Genomic DNA, 19,510 nt, shown 5'->3' with positions numbered 1-19,510 from the left:
ACCGACCTTTCTATTGGAGCTGTTCGAAAGACAAGGTTAAATAACCTTGGCTACGTATTTCGGCAAGCTCTCCGTAGGAGTCATTTGGACAGCACGACAAAACCTGAAGGAAAATTAGTTTTACAATACTGCCTCTTTTCTTTATAGTTTATTAATCTCCACTTCCGGGTACATAGTGCAATCCCGGTGTAAGGTAATGAAGCAAAATAACTCTCGAATAACGGTAATTAATTGGAGATAGCAGTAAAACACCTGTTAAGATTAAACCTACGTAGTACCACAGGTTTTCATAAATTAAAGGCAAACCCAAAACATAAGATGCTACGCCGATAGTAATGATTTCTGCAACATTCATGGCGTAGCTTACAAACATCGCTACGTAGAAAAACCCTGGTTCACGCTCAAATTTTAAGTTGCAATGTGGGCAGGTAATATTTGTTTTTTGTAATCTGAAAGAATAAGCACTCCCAGTAAAGATATCTCCTTTGCGGCAGCGTGGGCATTTACATTGTAAAAACGCTTGAAATTTAGATAACTCAGCCATAATCTTCTAATTTAATACCTCAAAGGTAAGGCTAAAATTAAAAACTAATTTATGATCTGCGTCATGTTTGGTGGTTTGGTTATTAGTTCATTGGTCAATTGCTTACTGGTTCATTGGTCAATTGTTTATTGTAACTTGGTTATTGGTTCATTAATACTTTCCCAATTAAACCTTTACTATTTTTCCTTTAATGGTTTTAATCAGGTCTTTTTCAGCCAGTATTTTAGTGCCACGGATAACTGTTTCTACCCTTAAACCAGTCATATCAGCTAATTCCTGCCGCGTTACCTTTAAATTTTCACCTACAGCAATGTCGTCAAGGAGGTAATTGATAATCGTTAACAATCGATGCTCAGCCTTTTCGCTCGCCAGTTCTTCCAACATCATCGATTTATAAAAAAGGCGGTTACTCAGCGTCCGGATCAGTTCCATGCTAAAATCGGGTTCGTTTTTAATCAAACCAAAGAAATCTTCTTTATTTACAGCAATAATCTGCGAATCTTTATTGGTAATGGTAAAAGCTAAATAAGGCCTGTCGATTAATAATGCAGGTTCCCCAAAATACTGCCCCGTTTTAAAAACCCCCTGAATAAATTCCTTTCCTTCATCGCTAACGGTAACCATTCTTACCTCGCCCGATTTGATAAAATATACATAACGTGGCTGCATACCAGGCTCGTAAATAACCGAATCTTTAGGATAGTTTTTGAGTTTTAAACCTTTATCAATCAGTTTTTGGAAGTTCATCATTGCTTATAATGGTTTAATCTGCTCAAACGGTCGTCATTCCCGCGCAGGCGGGAACCACGAAGTGCTCAGCGAAGCTAATCTTAAAGCCTATTGCATTACGATTACTCATAAGTTTCCCTTGTTTCAAAGCCATTCATGAGCACTCCGTGGTTCCCAATCAACCCGATAGCTATGGAGTTGGGAATGAAACTAATCACAAGAATTACGAAAACTAACCTAACGTCTCTTTCATTAAACGGGTATAAAACGCTTTCAATGTAATCCCCATTGCCGCCACCTGTTGCGGAATAAAACTGGTTGCTGTTTGCCCGGGAATGGTATTGATTTCGATAAAATAAAATTTACCGGTTCCTTCTTCCAGGAAATAATCAACACGTACCACTCCCTTGCAATTTAATTTCTTATATACATCCTTTACCACCTGTTGCACCCGGCTCACCTCTTCTTCATTCATTCTGCCTGGTGTAATTTCTTCAGTTGCACCCGGGGTGTACTTGGCTTCAAAATCAAAAAATTCATTTGCCGGGATAACTTCTGTGGCTGGCAAAACAATGATTTTTCCTTCAGCACCAAAAATGCCAATCGAAAACTCTCTGCCGCTAACAAACTCCTCAATTAAAATCTGATCATCTTCTTTAAAGGCCTTTTCTAAAGCACTTTCCAGATCATCGGCATGTTTTACCTTACTCATACCAATGCTACTGCCCCCACTATTAGGTTTAACAAAATAAGGCAGTCTTAGATCTTGCTTAATTTGATTTAAGTTATAGCTGCCACCTTTAAATATCTGAACAGATTTTGCTGTGTACAGGTTATCAATGCCTTCTACAATCGCTTTGGTATAACCTTTATTCATCGTAATTGATGAAGTTAGTGCATCGCAGGCAGTGTATCGGATACCCAACATATCAAAATAGCCCTGTAATTTCCCATCCTCACCAGGCGAACCATGGATAGCAATAAAAACACCGTCGAACTTAATTTTTCTTCCTTCAAGCGTTAAGGAAAAATCATTTTTATCAATTTCAATTTTAACAGAATCAGCAGGCTCGTAAAACCAGCCCTTTTCAGTCAGCATAATCTTATACACATCGTATAAATCAGGGTCGATATTTTGAGCAATAGTGGCTGCGCTTTTCACCGAAACAACCCATTCGCCTGTGGTACCGCCTGTTAACAATGCTATCGTTTTCTTCATGTTAAAAATCCTTTTATAAATAGAAATTGAATATAAATATATCCTCAAAAATATAAATATCTTTGTGCTTTAATAATATTGAAGGAGAGAATTATTGAATGATCGAATGAATTAATTAGAGCATGATTGAATGAGGAAACGGATTCTATAATTCAATCAACCATTAAAATAGTTACATTTGAGCTTGTACGCATAACCCAAATTAAGATTCATGTCTAAATTTATAGATTATTTAAAAACCAAATCGTTTAGAAACAATATTTTAGCTGCAATAGTAACAGTTGTGGTGCTTCTATTGGTCGCTTTTTTTAGTTTAAGATATTATACCAAACACGGACAAGGCTTAAATGTACCTGTGGTAAAAGGCTTGTCTTTTGAGCAGGCAGTTAAGAAACTCGAAGATGCCGGATTAAAATATGAAGTAGATTCTGTTTTTATTATGGATCAGCCTGCGGGAATTGTAATTGATCAGGATCCTGATCCCAATACTTTTGTTAAAGATAACCGTACCATTTACTTAACCATTAATGCAGGTAAAACACCGAATACAAAATTCCCTGATATAGCGTTTAAGACCTTAAGAGAAGCGCAAGCTATAATAGAGAGCTCGAGATTAAAACTCGGAGATACCACTTATAAACCAGATGTAAGCCGCGATGTGGTTTTAGAAGCTTCTTTCGGCGGTCAGCCGATAGCAGTCGGACAGATTGTGCCTGTTGGCTCGAGGATTAACCTGGTATTGGGCGATGGACGTGGAAACGAAGAAGTAGATATTCCGCAATTAATGGGATTAACGATGGATGAAGCGAAATTTAGCCTAAGAGGTTCGAACCTGAGTTTAGGTACCATTATTTATGATGGTCCTATTACCGATAGCGCTGCTGCTGTTATTACTAAACAAGATCCTATGCTGGTTGATTCGTTAACCAAAGTGGCTATAGGCACAAAGATTAATATTACCCTATCTAACAAACAACAATAAACACGTATCATATTACAGATGACTGAAGTAGAAAAAAAGAACATGAGTACAGGCAAAAAAGTGGCAATAGTTATTGCGCTTGTAGTTATTTTAATTGCCGGTTACTTTGCGTTAAATATTTACAGGCTTTACTTTGCCCCTAACGTTACCGAAAATCAAAAATATCTATATATCAAAACCGGAAGCAGCTACGATGATTTGATCGCAGAAATTAAAAAGAAAGATCTGGTAAAAAGCATCTCTTCTTTTACCGCAGCTGCCGGAAAAATGAATTTAGCTACGAGTGTTAAACCCGGACGTTACCGTTTAACCAAAGGGATGACCAACCGCAGTTTAATTAACTTAATTAAGGCCGGAAATCAGGATCCGGTTAAATTGAAATTCCATAACATCCGTAAGAAAGAAAACTTTGCTGCATATCTGGCCAGCAATCTGGAAGCCGATTCATTAAGCTTTATCAATGTTTTAGATTCTACGGCGCTGATTAGCAAATATGGTTTTAACCAGGATAATGTATATGCCATGTTTATTCCGAATACTTACGAAATGTACTGGAATATTTCGCCGGTTGATTTCTTTGAACGCATGCACAAGGAATATGATAAATTCTGGACAGCCGACCGCAAGCAAAAAGCAGCAAGTTTAAACCTGACGCCGATACAGGTATATACGCTGGCGTCTATTGTTGACGCAGAGGCCCTTTACGACAAAGAAATGCCCATTATAGCAGGCTTGTATTTAAACCGTTTAAATAAAGGGATATTGTTACAGGCTGATCCAACGGTGATTTTTGCAAACAACGATTTTACCGTTAAAAGGGTAACCGGAAAATTATTACAGGTACAATCGCTTTACAACACTTATAAATATGCAGGTTTACCTCCGGGGCCGATTATGATGCCAAGTATTAATGCAATTGATGCCGTACTAAACCGCGACAACAACAATTATATTTACATGTGTGCCAAAGAAGATTTTTCTGGCTATCATAACTTTGCTGAAAATAAAGCGCAGCACGAAATCAATGCAAAGAAATATCGTGAAGCTTTAAACAAAAGAAATATTTTTAAATAATGTATAGCCACAGTACAAAAATCAGGGTCCGGTATGGCGAAACCGATCAAATGGGCTATATGTATTATGGCAATTATGCGCAGTACTACGAAGTAGGCCGGGTAGAAATGTTACGCAGTTTGGGCATGAGCTATAGCTCGATGGAAGCTGATGGAATTATGATGCCTGTTTTAGAATTAAAGTGCAAATATATTAAACCTGCTCTTTACGATCAGGAAATTACCGTAAAAACAATCATCAAAGCCTTACCAGGCATCAGGATCTTTTTTGAGTACGAATTGTATAACGAAAAAGAAGAACTCATAAACATTGGAGCCACTACACTGGTTTTTGTTGATATGAAGAAAAATAAACCTACAAATCCGCCCGAAAATTTTATGCAAAAACTATCGGTGTTTTTTAAATAACAAATACAATGGAATGGTTACATAGGCAATTATTACATCTTAAACTCTATTCTAGATTTATCGAATGGACAAAAGGATGCGTTTTGCCTGGTTTTAGTCCACTTCCATTGTATACCGTAGCCACATTTTTCTTTCGTGAAATTGGCAAAGATGCTTTGGTAAACAAGTCATCATCTTTAGCTTACAGTTTTATGCTGGCTATCTTCCCTGGCATTATCTTCTTGTTTACATTAATTCCTTTTATTCCGATAAAAGGTTTCCAGGATCAACTGTTAAACTTAATACAGCTTGTACTCCCACACAATGCTTTTGATGCCTTTGAAACCACATTGAAAGACATTATTAAAAACCAGAATAAGGGCTTATTATCTTTCGGTTTTTTATCGGCCATTTTTTTTGCCACCAATGGGGTTAAAAACTTAATGAAGGCTTTTAATAAATCATCATTGATTATCGAAACCAGGGGCTGGTTAAAACAACGCTTAATTGCACTGGTATTAACTACGATTATTTGTTTTTCTATTATTATCTGCATCAGCGCCATGACTCTGGGAGAAGTTTTACTGAATAAGATCACAAACGAACTCCACATTAAAGGTAGTTTCCTGGCCTTTGCCGTACAGTTTACCCAGTGGGCACTACTGGCTATTTTATATTTTTTAACGGTATCTATCCTATATCGATACGGGCCAGCACATTCTAAAAAATGGCGTTTCTTTAGTGCAGGTTCCTGGCTGGCTACCATTTTAGCTTTCCTTACTATTTGGGGCTTTTCTTTCTACATCAACCATTTTGCTTCATATAACAAAGTTTACGGCTCTATCGGAACATTAATCGTTGTGATGATCTGGCTTTACCTTAATTCTTTGATTTTATTGATTGGTTTTGAACTGAATGCCAGCGTTGATGTAAGCAAAAGAAGTGTGAAGATTATCCGCCCTACCTTTAATTTGTTCAAAAAATCTGAGCCAATTGAAGAAAATATACAGAAAAAATAATTTTTTCTCCCTCTGTGTTAAGTAATTATCAAGTTTATATAAAAAAAAAGCATTCATAGTTTGCAGATTTAACCGGAGTTCGTACTTTTGCCTCCGGAAAGCTGGCAGAGTGGTCGAATGCGGCAGTCTTGAAAACTGTTGACTGTAACAGGTCCGGGGGTTCGAATCCCTCGCTTTCCGCCAAATGGAAAAATGGGTCTTATTAAGGCCCATTTTTTTTATGTCTAAAAAAATAGCTAAGTCATGGCTATTTTAATATCGAGAGATATAAAAGCAGGCTTAATAGCATATAGATGAGTGGGTTCGAATTCTTTTCACTCTGCTAAAGCCAACATATATGTTTATTAAGACAATATCACTTCCTTTTCACCCATAGTCAATAGCGGAAACTTAATGTTTTCTGCCACTTTTTTAACAATGAGTACTTACGACTTCATCAACGAAAAGATTTTAAGGCCTATATCAACGTGGGTGTGAACACAGATGATATTGATGTACTAAATTGTTTTGTAAAACATAATCAGTTATTACCTTTGGATAGGTGCCTACAAATAGGCGCTGTTAAATTCAAATGGAGTTCTATGATTGAACTCTTATTAAAACCTGAACATTTTTGTGGGTAAATATTCGTCACCAAGTGAGCCTGCTTGCCGTTAGCAGCTTGATATGAAGAATGCAAATAAATATACTATATGAACCTTGAGTTTTATACTACCAGAGACAAAACCCTGCAAAAATATATCGAGGGTTATTATTTTATCTCTGAAAATCAAAATTCAGCCCCATTTCATTATTGGACTTTTCCTAACAATTTTTTCATTCTTTCAGTAAATCAAAATACCGAAATTTGTATGGAACAGCGTAAAATGATAATAAAGTCAAGCCTTGAGGAAAATATTGTAGCTGATTACGTAGCCAGTTATTCAAAACCGATAGAAGTATCTTACGTTAATCCGGTAAATGAAATGACCTTCTATTTTAAGCCTTTGGGAATCCATCATTTTATTGCAGATACAAAACCTCTTTTCATCAATAAAATGGTTAGTCAATTTATTCCGTTCTCTGATTTTACAGCCAAAATGAGAGAAATATTTATGCTTACAGACAGAAAAGAACAAATTGAAAAAATAGAAAAATACTGGTTATCAAAATTACTTGATAAGCAGGCTTCAATACTTGATGATGTATTGATCGATATAGAATCTGATCTACGAATAGATGAAATTGCCCGGAAGTATAATTTTTCAAGACAGTATCTGCATAAGCTATTTATAGCCAACATAGGCAAATCGCCTATAGAATATCGGAAAATCCATAGGTTTAGAAATTCAATTACAGATCAGGGGAAATCCAAAAATTTAACCGAATTGACATATAACAATTCATTTTACGACCAATCTCATTTTATTAAGGATTTTAAGCAGTTTACCAATATTAGCCCTAACACGTTCTTTCAAAAGGTAGATACCAGCAAAGAAAATATCTGGCTTTTTATTTAGCGGTTACATTCTTACAATTTTTACTCTTTCCCCAGCAGTAGTTTTGTTGAAACTGTACACTGATTCTCTTAAAGACAAGCAATGAAATTAAAACTGACTCTCCCATTTGCGCTGACATTCTTAGCATTAACTTTTGTAATGCATGAAGCTCACGAAATAGTACATACCACCATAGGAAGGCTAATTTGTGGCTGCTGGGGAAACAGAGACTTTAACGTTTGGTCTTTATGCGGAAATTGTTCCGAGCAAATACCCTATTCTGTACTATCTACGTTTGCCGGCCCCATTTTCACTTATCTGATGATCTGGCTTGGAACCTATTTAATGAATAATCCAAAGGACCCCCAAAAAGTACTGGGGTTTTCATTGGTTTTCGCAAATATACCTTTTACAAGAATTTTTGGGTCCGTGACAGGGGGTGGCGATGAAGTTTGGGGATTAAACCTAATGTTACATAATCATAATGTGGCTTGGCTTCTTGGCACTATTATAATACTTTCTGTTGTCATCTACCCACTTTATAAATGTTTTAAACTAATTGGAAACGAAAGTCCGGTTGTATGGTTTTTAGTATTTTTATTAATCCCGGGTCAGATAGATACCTGGGTAATTTTAATTATTCTAAATTCTTTGCTACAAAAAGGGCTTTTAAGCAATTACTGGATATTAGGGTCACCGGTTCTTGTAACGGTTTGGACAGCTAGCATAACATTAACCTATATTTTGACTAGAAAAAACATTTATAAGTTAGCTGATAACAATAATATTGATTATTAGAAATAAACACCCCAATGCGGTTCTAAACAAGTATGCGTTTACGTACATTACCAAAGCCTTGCTACAAGCGAACTATTTCCGATCAAAATAAGGTAAAATGTAATTGATCATGATGTCAAAAGGCAGTTTTGACTTTGGAGAATTATAGCTATTTCCATTAAATGATACAACCATGTTTAAATCTTTTACCACCATTATATACTGTCCGCCATTTCCGGAAGCGAAAACAATATTGTAGGTAAAGTTTTTGGTCTTTGCTTCTTCATTATACCATGTGTAAGAATAATACGTGGGCTGAGGAACTGCAATACTGTTTTTAGATATTGCCACATTGGAAAAGTCTTCAATTTTATGGCGTTTTTCTGTCATAACTTTTATCCATTTTTCAGATACTATTCTTTTACCGTTGAAAACACCATCGTTTAATACTAACTGCCCTATTTTATTTAGGTCTCTGGTAGAAATATAGAAAGAACCTGCTGCTGTTTCGTGCCCCATTGGGTCTTTAGTCCATCTATAGTTGGTAATGCCTAATGGTTTGAAAAGGTAAAGGTCTGCAAAATCCGAAACTGTCATGTGGGAAGCATGAGCAATTATGCCTCCTAATAGCATTGCATTTATTGATGTATAATCCCACCGGGTCCCCGGTTTGTTTTTTAAGGGCAGGTCAAGACAAAATTTTATCCAGTCTTGCTTAGTTTGCATGTCGTCTTCACAATCCTTGGCCCCGTTCCATTCTTCGCAGTCAAAGCCAGATTTCATCTCGAGTAAATTTTCAATGGTCATACTGTCTTTTAGAATATTCCAATTCCCATAAGGTTTATATTCAGGAAAAAAAGAATATACTTTTGCATTTATATTTTTAATAAATCCTTTGTCAATAGCAATACCGATTAATATTCCTGCAACAGACTTAAAAGCAGAACGGGTATCATGCAGACTGTCTTTGCTAAATCCATGAAAATAATTTTCATATATCCGCTTACCGTCTTTGGATATAACAAGCCCTTCAAGGTTGGTATAAGCGCCGTTACTTACTGCAATTGATAGCTCTTCTAATTTATTTGCAGCTGTCTTTTGTCCATGCGCTGCAGAAAAAAACAGAATTAATAAAATCAGTGTTATGAATTTGCTCATTATCTATATTGTTTGAGTTCGAAATCGGGCTATAGCTGTCGGGCTTTATGCAGGCTATGATCCATTACCAAAGCAGATAAGAACTTCAGATCAAAACATAAAACCATCTCAAATTCAATGCTTTAAAAAGATAAAACAAATTATGGACTGTTTTGTAGATGCACAAAGTATCCTCTATCAAATCTACAAAATATATAAAATCAAAACATGATAATGAAAACAAATCTTCCATTAATCAATATCAGATTGTTTTACGCTACAAAACCGAAGCATAAAGTTGTGGAAATAATAAAAGCTTCTTTGGTTTTATCGAATTGACCAAGATCTATTTCCGGTGAAATACCCAGTTTAGCCAAAACTGACATTTCTCCTTTGAAATTCAGGAGACATATAATTAAATTTTCGGCTACAAGAAAACATTTTTCGGCTACAAGAGTACAGAAACGAAATCTGAACTTTGCTTCATTAAATTATATCAAAATGAAAGTATTTGTTACAGGTGCTACAGGTTTCGTAGGAACTGCGGTAGTAAAGGAATTATTAGCCCATGGGCACAAGGTTTTGGGATTGGCTCGTTCGGAAGAATCAGTAAATAAATTGATTGCAGCCGGCGCCGAAGCACACCGCGGAGATTTAAACGATTTTGAAAGTTTAAAATCAGGAGCTATCGCTGCAGATGCAGTGATTCACTTAGGATTTGTTCACGATTTTACAAGATTCGAGGAAATGTGTACACTTGATGGAAAAGTGATTGAAACAATAGGTGAAGCTTTATTGGGAACAGACAAATCTTTTCTCATCACTTCAGGAACTGCACTTTTTTCAAAAGACGGAATCACAACTGAAAAAGATCTTTCCGCAAACAATCCGCATCCCAGAATTGCAACAGAAAATGCAGCCGATGCCATAGCCGCAAAAGGCGTGAAAGTTGCCGTTGTAAGACTCTCTCCTTCTGTTCACGGTAAAGGAGATTTAATCGGTTTTGTTCCGACATCGATTCATATTGCGAAAGCAAAAAGAAAAGCTGCGATTATTAATGGAGGCAATAATTTCTGGCCTGCTGTTCACAGGCTAGATGCAGCAAAATTGTACCGGTTAGCTTTGGAAAAACCTTTCATAAGCGGAACAAGATATCATGCAGTTGCAGAACAGGGAATTCCGTTTAAAGACATTGCAACCTTTATTGCACAAAAATTGCAGATTCCAGTTGTTTCCCTAACAGCCGATGAAGCAGCAGAACATTTCGGCTGGTTTGCACATTTTGCAAAGCTTAGTAATCTGACTTCAAGTGAAGCAACTAAGGCTGCATTAGGTTGGAATCCTCAACATCCAACCTTGATGGAAGATTTACAAAATGATGTTTATTCCTTTGAGATAAAATAGTCTGTAACTTTATATTCGTTAAATTTGATTAAATATTAAACTGATGTATGATGCGCCAATAAGAATAAAAACCATCTCTCAATTCCATACTTTGCGTGGCTTGCCAAAGCCAAAACATCCGCTCATCAGTGTGATAAATTTTGAAGATATGGCGCCGGCTTTGGAAAGCGGAAAGCAGAGTCTGATGTTTGATTTTTATATGATTTCTGTTAAACGAGATATGAATCATAAATATAGATACGGGCAGCAGGATTACGATTTTGATGAAGGCGTGATGTTCTGTATGGCTCCACATCAGATACTGAGCGTTATTCGGGAAGAGAATGGCAAAAATCCGTCCGGATGGATGATGATGATTCATCCGGATTTTCTTTGGAGTACGCCATTGGCAAGCACCATCAAGAAATATGAATTCTTTGATTATTCTGTCAATGAAGCATTATTTTTATCGGAAGATGAAGAAATAAAAATCCAGCAAATTACGGATAACATCAAGCAGGAATATCAAACCAATATTGATAAATTCAGTCAGAACATTATTATTTCTCAGCTGGAAACGCTTTTGAATTATTCTGAAAGATTTTACCAGCGACAGTTTATTACGCGCCACAAAACGCATCATCAATTTTTAGAACGACTGGAAATTCTGCTCAAAGATTATTTCGAAGGTAATAACCTCAAAGAACAAGGTTTGCCTAGTGTTCAGCTTCTTTCTGACAAATTCAATATGTCACAATACTATATGCGCAGTCTTTTGAAAACTTTAACCGGACAAACCACACAACAGCATATTCACGAAAAGCTAATTGAAAAAGCCAAAGAAAAGCTCTCAACAACTGAGCTTTCAGTAAGTGAAATTGCTTATGAATTGGGCTTTGAGCATTCTCAGTCTTTTAGTAAATTATTTAAAGCTAAAACTGATATTTCCCCTTTGGAATTCAGGAAGTCTTTAAATTAAAAAGTTATTCTAAGTCTTCTTAATTTCAGTTAAGTTTTATTTATATGACTGAAATTTTCTAAAAACAGAAGTCTGTTTCTTTTAGAAGGCCTGAATGCAGTTTAAAACCGGGGTATTATTCAAACCAGGAACCAATGAACCCTCAAACTGTCCGTTCGAAGGTTCATTGGTAAAAGCACGTTTTAGTTTGCTTATTTTTCTCTCCTATTTCATCAGGCTGATATTGGTGAGACCACCGTCGGAAAGAATTTCCGTACCCACTATAAAGGATGAATCATCAGATGCCAGAAATACAGCAGCATTTCCGATATCCGAAGGCAATCCTTGCCTACCAACCGGTGTAATATCGATCCACATCTGCTTCAACTGATCCAATTGCTCTTCGGGGACGATCTTTCCGAAAACCGGGGTATCAATAGATCCGGGTGAAAGCGTATTCACCCTTATTTTTCTGGGTAGTAAATCCAAAGATAAACCTTTGGCCAGCGATATTACAGCTGCTTTTGCCGCTCCGTAAATGGTCATTCCAGGTGCAGCCCGATGAGCAGCGCTAGATCCGATCAAGATAACCGATGCACCGTCATTTAGGTAAGGCAGGGATTTTTGGACAGTGAAATAGGTGCTTTTCAGATTGAGATCCATATAACTGTCATAGTTTTCCTCGGTAACTTCATTGATTGCGGCCATCGGCATACCATCAACAATACCTCCGGCATTTACTACAAGTACATCGATCTTGCCAAACCGCTCAATGGTTTTCCTGAAGATGTTTTCCAGATCTTTGTTAACGGTTACATCTCCTGCTACACCCACAAAGTCTTCGCCTAGTTCGGTGACCGAACGGTCCAAAGTAGCCTGGTTTCTGCCGGTAATTACACCCACTGCACCTTCATTTTTGAAAGCTTCCGCAATTCCAAAACCAATCCCACTGTTGCCGCCGGTAATAACAGCGACCTTATTCTTTAACTTATTCATTTTTCGTTATCTGTTATATTCCGTAAATACCTCCTGAAACTGAAATTTTCTCTCCTGTGATCCATGCCGCCTCATCGGAGGCAAGAAATACGGCCACTTTTGCTATATCTTCCGGCTGTCCGGTACGTCCAAGCGGTGTGGTGGCAACTAATCTGGCTTCAAATTCACTCCCAATAAATCCTGCACTGTGCGAACCTTCTGTTTCCACAACACCTGGCAAAATAGAATTGATACGGATATTTCTGCCACTAAGCTCCTTCGATAAGGCAATGGTTACGGCATCCAATGCTGCCTTGGTTGCAGAATATACACTCCCTGTTGGTAAAGGGGTATTACTCGCACCTGAACTGATATTGATGATATTCCCACCCTTATCGCCGAACAGCTTTAAAGCTGCCTGAATGGTAAAGACAGCGCCTAAAACATTAATATTAAACTGCTTATGAAAAGATTCCTCCGATACTTGTTCAATAGGTAGGTATTGGTAAATGCCTGCATTATTTACCAGGATATCCAATGTACCGAAAGCTTCTTTTGTTTCTTCAAATAACTTGCTTACATCAGCCTGATTTGATATATCGCCCCGTATAGCAATAGCAGTTCCACCGTTATCTGTAATCGTTTTGACAACTTTATCGGCGTCTTCTCTGCTTGATGCATAATTTACAACCACTTTCGCGCCCTCTGCGGCAAAATGACGGGCTATAGCGGCACCTATTCCTTTTGATGCCCCGGTAACAATAGCCACCCTGTTTTTTAATCTACTCATTTTATTGCTTATTGAATTATTAAGCAACAAAGCTAGGCTATGTTAATATATTTTAGTTACTTTGTTTCAAAAAGTAACAGTAACCTAGAGGTAACAAAGTAACATATGGAGTGCAAACCAATAGATCAAAATGATCGTAAAAAAGAGATGATGGCCATCCATGATTCGATGGATGTTTTAAGTGGAAAATGGAAAATCTACATCATTTCATCGATATGCCATTATAATAAACGGAGATTTTCAGACATTTTAAATGATGTTATCGGAATTTCAAATAAAATGCTCAGTAAGGAATTGAAAGAACTGGAGATAAACAAATTGGTCAAAAGAACAGTTTTAGACACGCATCCTGTCACCATTCAATACGAGCTGACCAAGCACGGCAAAACGCTACAGACCATAATCAACAATCTGACGGACTGGGGAATTCAGCACCGAAAGGAAATTGTTGGATGAAAGCCATTCGAGGCCTAGCCCTTTTTACGTTTAACCATAAGGCTATTTATCCTCAAACAGGCTCATCCATCTTGCATCCTGACGGATGGCGTCAAATTCATGCATCTGCCGGATGGATTTTTTATCAAGTTTGTTCCTTAAATCGAGCAAATTGAGAAAATCTAGGGAAATATCTTTGTACTTCTGGTTAACCTGAACTTTATTTGCTATCACCGAAAAAAGCACAGCGGCTTCCAGACTCTCCTCATTGCTCATCCCGTCGGCAAAAGTTGATGCCGCATTATAACTGTCATAGGTTTGTTGAAAATCTCCAGCCTTATACGCAGATTTCGCACTATCAATCAGCCCTTTAATATTCTTATCGATCTGTTTTCGTGTGCGAACGCACTCCTGTTTTGTAGGCTTTGTGTAGGTGAATCCATAGCTACGCGCATAATCTGCTAACTTAGACAATCCTAATTTTTCTCTTCTTTCGTCAACCTCCCATTCCCTGCGTATATCACGGAATCCACTGGCCATCCCGTTTGCAGTCCAGTTTACCTGGGTACCGAATTCCTGAAGGTAGTTCAAATTGCAAAGTACCCTATCAGAAAGAAACGCGAAGTTTTCCAGATTTATTTCCTTGCTTTTAAGTAATGGTTTCATTTTTTCAAGGACTGTCCTTTGAAAGGAAATATCATGGTCAGCATGCTGCACAATGAGCCAAAGATTATTCTGTCCATCCTTACCGATATCTGAAAGTTTAGGCCACCCATGGGCTTCAACGATATTTTTTGCCTCACGCCAATTCTTTTGGTCTGATGCTACAAGCTCCTGATTAATTTTCTCTAATTCTTTTGCATCTTTAGTCTGTACTTTCTTATACCGCAGTTGCTGGTCTGAAATTACCATCATATTTATCTTCCGTCTTAAGGCGGGATCACCCAATTTTTTTTCATATTCCATTTCATTCTTCACAGCTTGCGCCACAATTTTGCTCCACCTTAGTAGGTCCACATGTTTCAGGTAGTCAAAATAAGGATCTACCATTAACCAGAGAGATTCTGTCCAACCATTATCTAACGCCAACTGTAGGTAATATTCAGATCTTTCTGCATTGCCACTGAGAGAATAAACTCCTGCCGCTTTATAGGCATTCGATGCATCCGGATGCCTGACTTTAAAAGCTGTTTCGTAACATTGGATTGCCTTGCCATAATCTTTCTGCAGATGGTAGAGGCTTGCTCTTGCTAATTCTGCATCAGCGGACAGGCTTGACTGTGCAGAAGCAGTTATGTTCAGCACTGCAGTGATGAAAAAAGACATCAGATATTTCATGTACCTAAATTAATTAATTTTTGAATGGCCATGATTCGGAAAGCTAAACTTCCTGATCGTTTTTTTGTACTTTTGGGTTCAACCATCTACTGAAAACGTTTTGTTTAAATTAAGAGATCCCCTACTTTTGTTAGCCATCACGCTGCTCTTTGTGGCTGGTTGCCATACCGTACCAAAGACGCCACAAGAAAAGGCAGTGGCTTTGATCAAGTCCAATTTTGAAGCGCCAAAAAACCAGACCTATCGTTATGAGGCCGGCGAATTCGGAAAACTCGACAGCGCATATTCGAGCTACCGGGATGATTCTGTTTACAAAGTATTTGAGGACAGTGTTTCTTTTTACTTAGATAAGGGAACTGCTGCCTTTGGAATGGTGGCCGATATTGGCTACCGCACAGATTCTACTACTGATAAAATTAAAAAAAAGAAATTGTGGAAACAGTTGCTTGCAGCTTCTGACTCCCAAAAAATGTATAACGACAGCGCACACTTTTATTCGAAGAAGGCCCAATTTATAAGCGATCATTATAAACCATTCTTTAATGGATGGAAAATGGATCATAAATTCAGGGCCAACAATAATTTCGGTTTTCAGGCTGCTCAACAAGCTGTATTTTATTTTGATACGCAATTAACCAAGATTACCAAATCTGAGCCTGTTGTTAAACCTTATAAGTAGCAGCAGGACACATCTTTTGGGTTAACTGGTTTTTGATTGGCAAAGCCGGTCGTCATTTCCTTTAGTTAAGCAAAGGAAATGGCGATACCGCACACTGTGTCATCCCAATTCTTTTTTTTAAAAATTGATTACACCAGGTCAACCTTCGATAAATCGGCACCCAAACCTTTGAGTGAAGCATAGGTCAGCTTATCCATCGTTGCGCCTTCAAAGCAGATTGTTTTAATAGCCTTGTAATATTTATTCGTAAGGGCAAAGGTAGAACGGAAAGATACGTTTTTAAGTGTCGCACCTTTAAATGTAGTTTCATTAAGTGCTGCATTGTGAAACAATACCCCTGTAAAAGTCTGTCCATCCAAACGGAGTCCGCGCAGATCAGAATAGTCAAAATCTACACCTTCAAATATGCAGTTTTCAAAAACTGTTTTTCTCAGGTCGGTTTTGCTGAGTTTTACCTCCGTTAGTCTGGTGTTGCTGATTTTTGCCCCGGCCAGCTCTACGGCATAGAATTTTGTACGCACCAAAATGGCCTGATCAAAATTAGCACCCGTAAGATCGGTAGCCGATAGGCTGCAATCAGTAAGGTTTGCCCCTTGGAAACTGGCTTCACGTGCATCGCTACCCAGAAATGAACTGCCCGTCAGGTCAGCGCCGGTAAAATCTGAGCCACGTAAATTACTCCCGTTAAATTTCAGCTTATGCGCAATAACACCAGCAAAATCGGTTTTGGCCAGATCGTTCCCGCTAAAATTGGTCAGCAACTGTGGCTGAGATGAACCTGCTAAACTTTTCACCTCTGGTTTTTCTTGTTCAGTTTCACTGATACCATTTGCAGAAGATGGGCTTGCTGAAAAATAATTGAGGTCTACATCCAGAATCTTGGCGAGTTGGTTTAAGGTAATAATATCTGGCATTGATTCTCCCCGCTCCCATTTTCCAACCGCCTGTGGGCTTACAAATACATGTCCGGCAAGTCCGGCCTGAGACATGTTTATTTTTTTTCGTGCTCCGGCAATTTTATTGCCGATCATTTTTGCATCCATATGTAACTGTCTTTTTTAATCTTTCGACATTGCAAATGTAGCCGGCCTGTTAGCCAGATTCAGCAAATCAACCGATCATTATAGTTGTAATTACGCTACTTTTTGTTGCTATTTAGCAACTGTAAGTTGTATTTAAGCCACAAGCGAATTTCTAAAAGCTTTAAGGCTTAATCCTCTCTGCGATTTGAAAAATTTATTTAAATGGCTTTCGTCTGTAAAGCCCAACTCATAGGCAATTTCATTGATCCGCATGTTACTTAAACGCAAACGTGCCTCAACCAGTTTAATCCGTAAATTTGCTATATATTGCTGAAGCGTTTCGTTGGTATGTTTCTTGAAATACTTACCAAAATAATTCTCAGAAATACCAAACTGGCTGCTCAATTTTACGGCCCTTAATTTCTCCGGATGATAAATATTCGCCTGAATATAGTTTAGTAAGGCCAGGGTTTTCTCTTCGGTATCTTCTTTAATGGCAACAGGCATGTATTTGGCAATATTCCGGGCTACCACAACAATCATCGTATCTACCATCTTTGCAATTAGCTCTTTGTTATACAGATCGCGGTTTACATATTCGGCCATCATCGCATCAATAAGCGACCGGATAAAAGGTTTATCCGAAAAGTTTTTTAGGATACAGCCTGGTTGATGACTGGCATTCTGCAGAATATATTCCATCCGCTGTACATCATCGGTACGGAACGCTTTCGACCGGATATATACATTTCCAAAACGTAGGAAGAAAAATTCGGTAGTGGTTTCGATCTCAAACGAATGGCAATCTTCCGGCGTAATGAGAAACATATGGCCTGCAGAGTAATTAAATTTATTGTTATTGATGCATTGCTTTCCTGTGCCCGATAAAATATATACCAGCTCGAAAAACAAATGTTGATGCCCTTCTTTCGGACATTCATCTAACTTTTTATAAACAATTTCAAAAGGTTCGTATAGCGTTTCTTTGTTCATTTTTTGTTAAACCATAGCGCAAATTTACCAATTAAAAGCAAATTTATACTGAATAATCACGCAGTATCGGTTTATATTTGCCTTACAGAAATCATAAAAAATTATACAATCATATAAAAAGACAATGAAAGCTATAGGATTTAAAACCTCACTACCCATTTCGGCAGAAGAAAGTTTTATTGAATTTGAAACAACTGCTCCACAACCAAGCGGACGCGACATACTGGTTAAGATAAACGCAATCAGTGTAAATCCAGTAGATTATAAGATACGCCAGAACAGCGCTAAAGATACGATATTGGAAAGCCCGAAGGTGATTGGATGGGATGCGACCGGAACAGTAGAAGCTGTTGGAGAAGCAGTTACTTTTTTTAAACCTGGCGATGCGGTTTATTATGCGGGTGACCTTACACGCAGCGGCAGTAATACCGAATATCAGTTAATAGATGAACGTATTGTAGGCTTAAAGCCAAGCACACTCAGCAATGCCGAAGCTGCTGCTATGCCCTTAACCGCGCTTACTGCATGGGAATCGTTATACGACCGTATCCGCATCAGCGGGCAAAAAGATAAAGGGAAAAGCATACTTATTATTGGAGGTGCCGGTGGCGTAGGTTCAATTGCGATACAGCTTGCAAAAAAAATAAGCGGACTAAAGGTAATTACCACAGCTTCGCGTACGGAAACGAAAGAATGGTGCCTGGCCATGGGAGCCGATTTGGTAGTAGACCATAAAAACCTGGTTGAAGAAATACGTTCGGCAGGTTATCAGGAAGTAGACTTTATACTAGATTTTGTTGATTTAAATGGCTATTGGGATGCCATAGTAGAATTGATCAAACCACAAGGCCATATTGTTTCCATTACCGGTTCAGCCACTCCTGTTGCGTTGAATAAGTTAAAAAACAAAAGTGTTACTTTTTCGTGGGAGTTGATGTATACCCGTTCGATGTATAAAACCGATGATATGGAAGAGCAACACCATATTTTAAATAAACTTGCCGAGCTTTTTGACAATGGCACGCTTAAAACGACGTTAAAAACCACACTGAAAGGATTTACAGCAGAAAACCTAAAAGAAGCACACCGCTTACTAGAAAGTGGAAAAACTATTGGTAAGGTTGTAATCGAATATTAATCGGTTAGCGGTAATATGGCAGATGGTATGATGCCATATTGCAATTGCCGTAAAACAAGAAAAGGCTACTCCTTTCGGAGCAACCTTCCCGTATTTTTGATCGATAAAATAAATTGGGCGGGTTATTTTTTCCCGCTCATATCCAGAAAAATGGATTTAATGCCTTCCAATAGCTCTTTTCTTTCGCTTGCCAGCACCAATGGAAACCATTCGTCTGTGTGTAATTCTACAACATGCTCATGAATCAGGTAATGCCTGCCAGATCTAACCCTTCGCTTATTGCCGGGAATGATTGTTCCTGATAACATTTTGATTATAATTTTCGTAATCATCCTAATGTATTTCGGAGAATCCTCATATTTACAATCAATAAAAAGGATCCATAATCCGTTCATGGTATTGTATTGTATACTTGCTTTCATTTATGAAGCTTATTAAAGATGATTACTAAGGA

The 19,510-nt window shown here is 37.8% G+C and carries 21 protein-coding genes and 1 tRNA gene; 12 read left to right on the top strand and 10 right to left on the bottom strand.

Annotated features, from left to right (window positions below; translation table 11 throughout):
* Nucleotides 1-151 precede the first annotated feature (151 nt).
* The 3 genes from ACN9MR_RS09290 to ACN9MR_RS09280 form a co-directional block, all read right to left on the bottom strand.
* Nucleotides 152-544 (bottom strand): DUF983 domain-containing protein, encoded by a 393-nt coding sequence (locus ACN9MR_RS09290; protein ID WP_426329406.1) that lies wholly within the window; start codon nt 542-544, stop codon nt 152-154.
* A 165-nt stretch (nt 545-709) separates the two neighbouring features.
* Nucleotides 710-1,294 carry a Crp/Fnr family transcriptional regulator gene (locus tag ACN9MR_RS09285; RefSeq protein ID WP_426329404.1) on the bottom strand — a complete coding sequence of 195 codons (585 nt, stop codon included), beginning with the start codon at nt 1,292-1,294 and terminating at the stop codon, nt 710-712.
* Between the two features lie 211 nt (nt 1,295-1,505).
* On the bottom strand, nt 1,506-2,492 hold the full coding sequence (locus tag ACN9MR_RS09280; RefSeq protein WP_426329402.1) for a D-alanine--D-alanine ligase: 987 nt from the start codon (nt 2,490-2,492) through the stop codon (nt 1,506-1,508).
* 211 nt (nt 2,493-2,703) lie between these two features.
* Between ACN9MR_RS09280 and ACN9MR_RS09275 the strand changes: the two genes are divergently transcribed.
* The 7 genes from ACN9MR_RS09275 to ACN9MR_RS09245 all read left to right on the top strand — a co-directional run bounded on the left by ACN9MR_RS09275 (nt 2,704) and on the right by ACN9MR_RS09245 (nt 8,229).
* The gene (locus ACN9MR_RS09275) at nt 2,704-3,474 is read left to right on the top strand and encodes a PASTA domain-containing protein (RefSeq protein ID WP_426329400.1); all 771 of its coding nucleotides are present in this window, start codon (nt 2,704-2,706) and stop codon (nt 3,472-3,474) included.
* 18 nt (nt 3,475-3,492) lie between these two features.
* A complete protein-coding gene (gene mltG / locus ACN9MR_RS09270) occupies nt 3,493-4,548 on the top strand; it encodes an endolytic transglycosylase MltG (RefSeq protein WP_426329398.1) in 1,056 nt (351 codons plus the stop codon).
* Entirely contained in the window at nt 4,548-4,955 is a 408-nt protein-coding gene (locus ACN9MR_RS09265; protein WP_426329396.1) for an acyl-CoA thioesterase, read from the top strand. Before mltG ends, ACN9MR_RS09265 begins: the two co-directional genes overlap by 1 nt.
* Before the next feature lie 8 nt (nt 4,956-4,963).
* On the top strand, nt 4,964-5,953 hold the full coding sequence (locus ACN9MR_RS09260) for a YihY/virulence factor BrkB family protein (protein WP_426329394.1): 990 nt from the start codon (nt 4,964-4,966) through the stop codon (nt 5,951-5,953).
* A 95-nt stretch (nt 5,954-6,048) separates the two neighbouring features.
* Nucleotides 6,049-6,136: transfer RNA gene (locus tag ACN9MR_RS09255), tRNA-Ser, on the top strand.
* Between the two features lie 668 nt (nt 6,137-6,804).
* A complete protein-coding gene (locus ACN9MR_RS09250) occupies nt 6,805-7,452 on the top strand; it encodes a helix-turn-helix domain-containing protein (RefSeq protein ID WP_426329392.1) in 648 nt (215 codons plus the stop codon).
* Between the two features lie 81 nt (nt 7,453-7,533).
* Nucleotides 7,534-8,229, top strand: a complete 696-nt coding sequence (locus tag ACN9MR_RS09245; RefSeq protein WP_426329390.1) for a hypothetical protein — start codon at nt 7,534-7,536, stop codon at nt 8,227-8,229.
* 72 nt (nt 8,230-8,301) lie between these two features.
* On the opposite strand, the gene ACN9MR_RS09240 is transcribed toward ACN9MR_RS09245, so the two are convergent.
* On the bottom strand, nt 8,302-9,366 hold the full coding sequence (locus tag ACN9MR_RS09240; RefSeq protein ID WP_426329388.1) for a serine hydrolase domain-containing protein: 1,065 nt from the start codon (nt 9,364-9,366) through the stop codon (nt 8,302-8,304).
* A gap of 480 nt (nt 9,367-9,846) precedes the next feature.
* On the opposite strand from ACN9MR_RS09240, the gene ACN9MR_RS09235 reads away from it, so the two are divergent.
* Together ACN9MR_RS09235 and ACN9MR_RS09230 are read left to right on the top strand one after the other, a co-directional pair.
* Nucleotides 9,847-10,749, top strand: coding sequence for an SDR family oxidoreductase (locus ACN9MR_RS09235; protein ID WP_426329386.1), 903 nt, complete (start codon nt 9,847-9,849; stop codon nt 10,747-10,749).
* A gap of 43 nt (nt 10,750-10,792) precedes the next feature.
* Nucleotides 10,793-11,707, top strand: coding sequence for a helix-turn-helix domain-containing protein (locus ACN9MR_RS09230; protein ID WP_426329384.1), 915 nt, complete (start codon nt 10,793-10,795; stop codon nt 11,705-11,707).
* Between the two features lie 204 nt (nt 11,708-11,911).
* Here ACN9MR_RS09230 and ACN9MR_RS09225 read toward each other — a convergent pair whose 3' ends face one another.
* A complete protein-coding gene (locus ACN9MR_RS09225) occupies nt 11,912-12,682 on the bottom strand; it encodes a glucose 1-dehydrogenase (RefSeq protein WP_426329382.1) in 771 nt (256 codons plus the stop codon).
* Nucleotides 12,683-12,695: 13 nt separating this feature from the next.
* Complete coding sequence (locus ACN9MR_RS09220) at nt 12,696-13,451, bottom strand: SDR family NAD(P)-dependent oxidoreductase (protein ID WP_426329380.1); 756 nt, start codon at nt 13,449-13,451, stop codon at nt 12,696-12,698.
* A 105-nt stretch (nt 13,452-13,556) separates the two neighbouring features.
* Between ACN9MR_RS09220 and ACN9MR_RS09215 the strand changes: the two genes are divergently transcribed.
* Nucleotides 13,557-13,907 (top strand): winged helix-turn-helix transcriptional regulator, encoded by a 351-nt coding sequence (locus tag ACN9MR_RS09215; RefSeq protein ID WP_057934749.1) that lies wholly within the window; start codon nt 13,557-13,559, stop codon nt 13,905-13,907.
* A 42-nt stretch (nt 13,908-13,949) separates the two neighbouring features.
* On the opposite strand, the gene ACN9MR_RS09210 is transcribed toward ACN9MR_RS09215, so the two are convergent.
* Nucleotides 13,950-15,224 carry a DUF6624 domain-containing protein gene (locus ACN9MR_RS09210; protein ID WP_426329378.1) on the bottom strand — a complete coding sequence of 425 codons (1,275 nt, stop codon included), beginning with the start codon at nt 15,222-15,224 and terminating at the stop codon, nt 13,950-13,952.
* Between the two features lie 100 nt (nt 15,225-15,324).
* On the opposite strand from ACN9MR_RS09210, the gene ACN9MR_RS09205 reads away from it, so the two are divergent.
* Nucleotides 15,325-15,903 (top strand): hypothetical protein, encoded by a 579-nt coding sequence (locus ACN9MR_RS09205; protein ID WP_426329376.1) that lies wholly within the window; start codon nt 15,325-15,327, stop codon nt 15,901-15,903.
* A gap of 128 nt (nt 15,904-16,031) precedes the next feature.
* Here ACN9MR_RS09205 and ACN9MR_RS09200 read toward each other — a convergent pair whose 3' ends face one another.
* Nucleotides 16,032-16,946 (bottom strand): pentapeptide repeat-containing protein, encoded by a 915-nt coding sequence (locus ACN9MR_RS09200; protein ID WP_426329374.1) that lies wholly within the window; start codon nt 16,944-16,946, stop codon nt 16,032-16,034.
* A gap of 132 nt (nt 16,947-17,078) precedes the next feature.
* Nucleotides 17,079-17,918 carry an AraC family transcriptional regulator gene (locus tag ACN9MR_RS09195; protein ID WP_426329372.1) on the bottom strand — a complete coding sequence of 280 codons (840 nt, stop codon included), beginning with the start codon at nt 17,916-17,918 and terminating at the stop codon, nt 17,079-17,081.
* Nucleotides 17,919-18,042: 124 nt separating this feature from the next.
* On the opposite strand from ACN9MR_RS09195, the gene ACN9MR_RS09190 reads away from it, so the two are divergent.
* A complete protein-coding gene (locus tag ACN9MR_RS09190; RefSeq protein ID WP_426329370.1) occupies nt 18,043-19,056 on the top strand; it encodes a zinc-binding alcohol dehydrogenase family protein in 1,014 nt (337 codons plus the stop codon).
* A 122-nt stretch (nt 19,057-19,178) separates the two neighbouring features.
* On the opposite strand, the gene ACN9MR_RS09185 is transcribed toward ACN9MR_RS09190, so the two are convergent.
* On the bottom strand, nt 19,179-19,478 hold the full coding sequence (locus tag ACN9MR_RS09185) for a hypothetical protein (RefSeq protein ID WP_426329368.1): 300 nt from the start codon (nt 19,476-19,478) through the stop codon (nt 19,179-19,181).
* Nucleotides 19,479-19,510 lie beyond the last annotated feature (32 nt).

Source organism: Pedobacter sp. R-06 (genome assembly GCF_049913135.1).
Taxonomy (GTDB): Bacteria; Bacteroidota; Bacteroidia; order Sphingobacteriales; family Sphingobacteriaceae; genus Pedobacter.
This window is presented reverse-complemented; position numbering and strand designations above follow the sequence as displayed.

Coding starts and splice junctions, on each gene's coding strand:
- ACN9MR_RS09290 (WP_426329406.1), bottom strand. CDS start 544: ATGGCTGAGTTATCTAAATTTCAAGCGTTTTTACAATGTAAATGCCCA.
- ACN9MR_RS09285 (WP_426329404.1), bottom strand. CDS start 1,294: ATGATGAACTTCCAAAAACTGATTGATAAAGGTTTAAAACTCAAAAAC.
- ACN9MR_RS09280 (WP_426329402.1), bottom strand. CDS start 2,492: ATGAAGAAAACGATAGCATTGTTAACAGGCGGTACCACAGGCGAATGG.
- ACN9MR_RS09275 (WP_426329400.1), top strand. CDS start 2,704: ATGTCTAAATTTATAGATTATTTAAAAACCAAATCGTTTAGAAACAAT.
- mltG (WP_426329398.1), top strand. CDS start 3,493: ATGACTGAAGTAGAAAAAAAGAACATGAGTACAGGCAAAAAAGTGGCA.
- ACN9MR_RS09265 (WP_426329396.1), top strand. CDS start 4,548: ATGTATAGCCACAGTACAAAAATCAGGGTCCGGTATGGCGAAACCGAT.
- ACN9MR_RS09260 (WP_426329394.1), top strand. CDS start 4,964: ATGGAATGGTTACATAGGCAATTATTACATCTTAAACTCTATTCTAGA.
- ACN9MR_RS09250 (WP_426329392.1), top strand. CDS start 6,805: ATGGAACAGCGTAAAATGATAATAAAGTCAAGCCTTGAGGAAAATATT.
- ACN9MR_RS09245 (WP_426329390.1), top strand. CDS start 7,534: ATGAAATTAAAACTGACTCTCCCATTTGCGCTGACATTCTTAGCATTA.
- ACN9MR_RS09240 (WP_426329388.1), bottom strand. CDS start 9,366: ATGAGCAAATTCATAACACTGATTTTATTAATTCTGTTTTTTTCTGCA.
- ACN9MR_RS09235 (WP_426329386.1), top strand. CDS start 9,847: ATGAAAGTATTTGTTACAGGTGCTACAGGTTTCGTAGGAACTGCGGTA.
- ACN9MR_RS09230 (WP_426329384.1), top strand. CDS start 10,793: ATGTATGATGCGCCAATAAGAATAAAAACCATCTCTCAATTCCATACT.
- ACN9MR_RS09225 (WP_426329382.1), bottom strand. CDS start 12,682: ATGAATAAGTTAAAGAATAAGGTCGCTGTTATTACCGGCGGCAACAGT.
- ACN9MR_RS09220 (WP_426329380.1), bottom strand. CDS start 13,451: ATGAGTAGATTAAAAAACAGGGTGGCTATTGTTACCGGGGCATCAAAA.
- ACN9MR_RS09215 (WP_057934749.1), top strand. CDS start 13,557: ATGGAGTGCAAACCAATAGATCAAAATGATCGTAAAAAAGAGATGATG.
- ACN9MR_RS09210 (WP_426329378.1), bottom strand. CDS start 15,224: ATGAAATATCTGATGTCTTTTTTCATCACTGCAGTGCTGAACATAACT.
- ACN9MR_RS09200 (WP_426329374.1), bottom strand. CDS start 16,946: ATGGATGCAAAAATGATCGGCAATAAAATTGCCGGAGCACGAAAAAAA.
- ACN9MR_RS09195 (WP_426329372.1), bottom strand. CDS start 17,918: ATGAACAAAGAAACGCTATACGAACCTTTTGAAATTGTTTATAAAAAG.
- ACN9MR_RS09190 (WP_426329370.1), top strand. CDS start 18,043: ATGAAAGCTATAGGATTTAAAACCTCACTACCCATTTCGGCAGAAGAA.
- ACN9MR_RS09185 (WP_426329368.1), bottom strand. CDS start 19,478: ATGAAAGCAAGTATACAATACAATACCATGAACGGATTATGGATCCTT.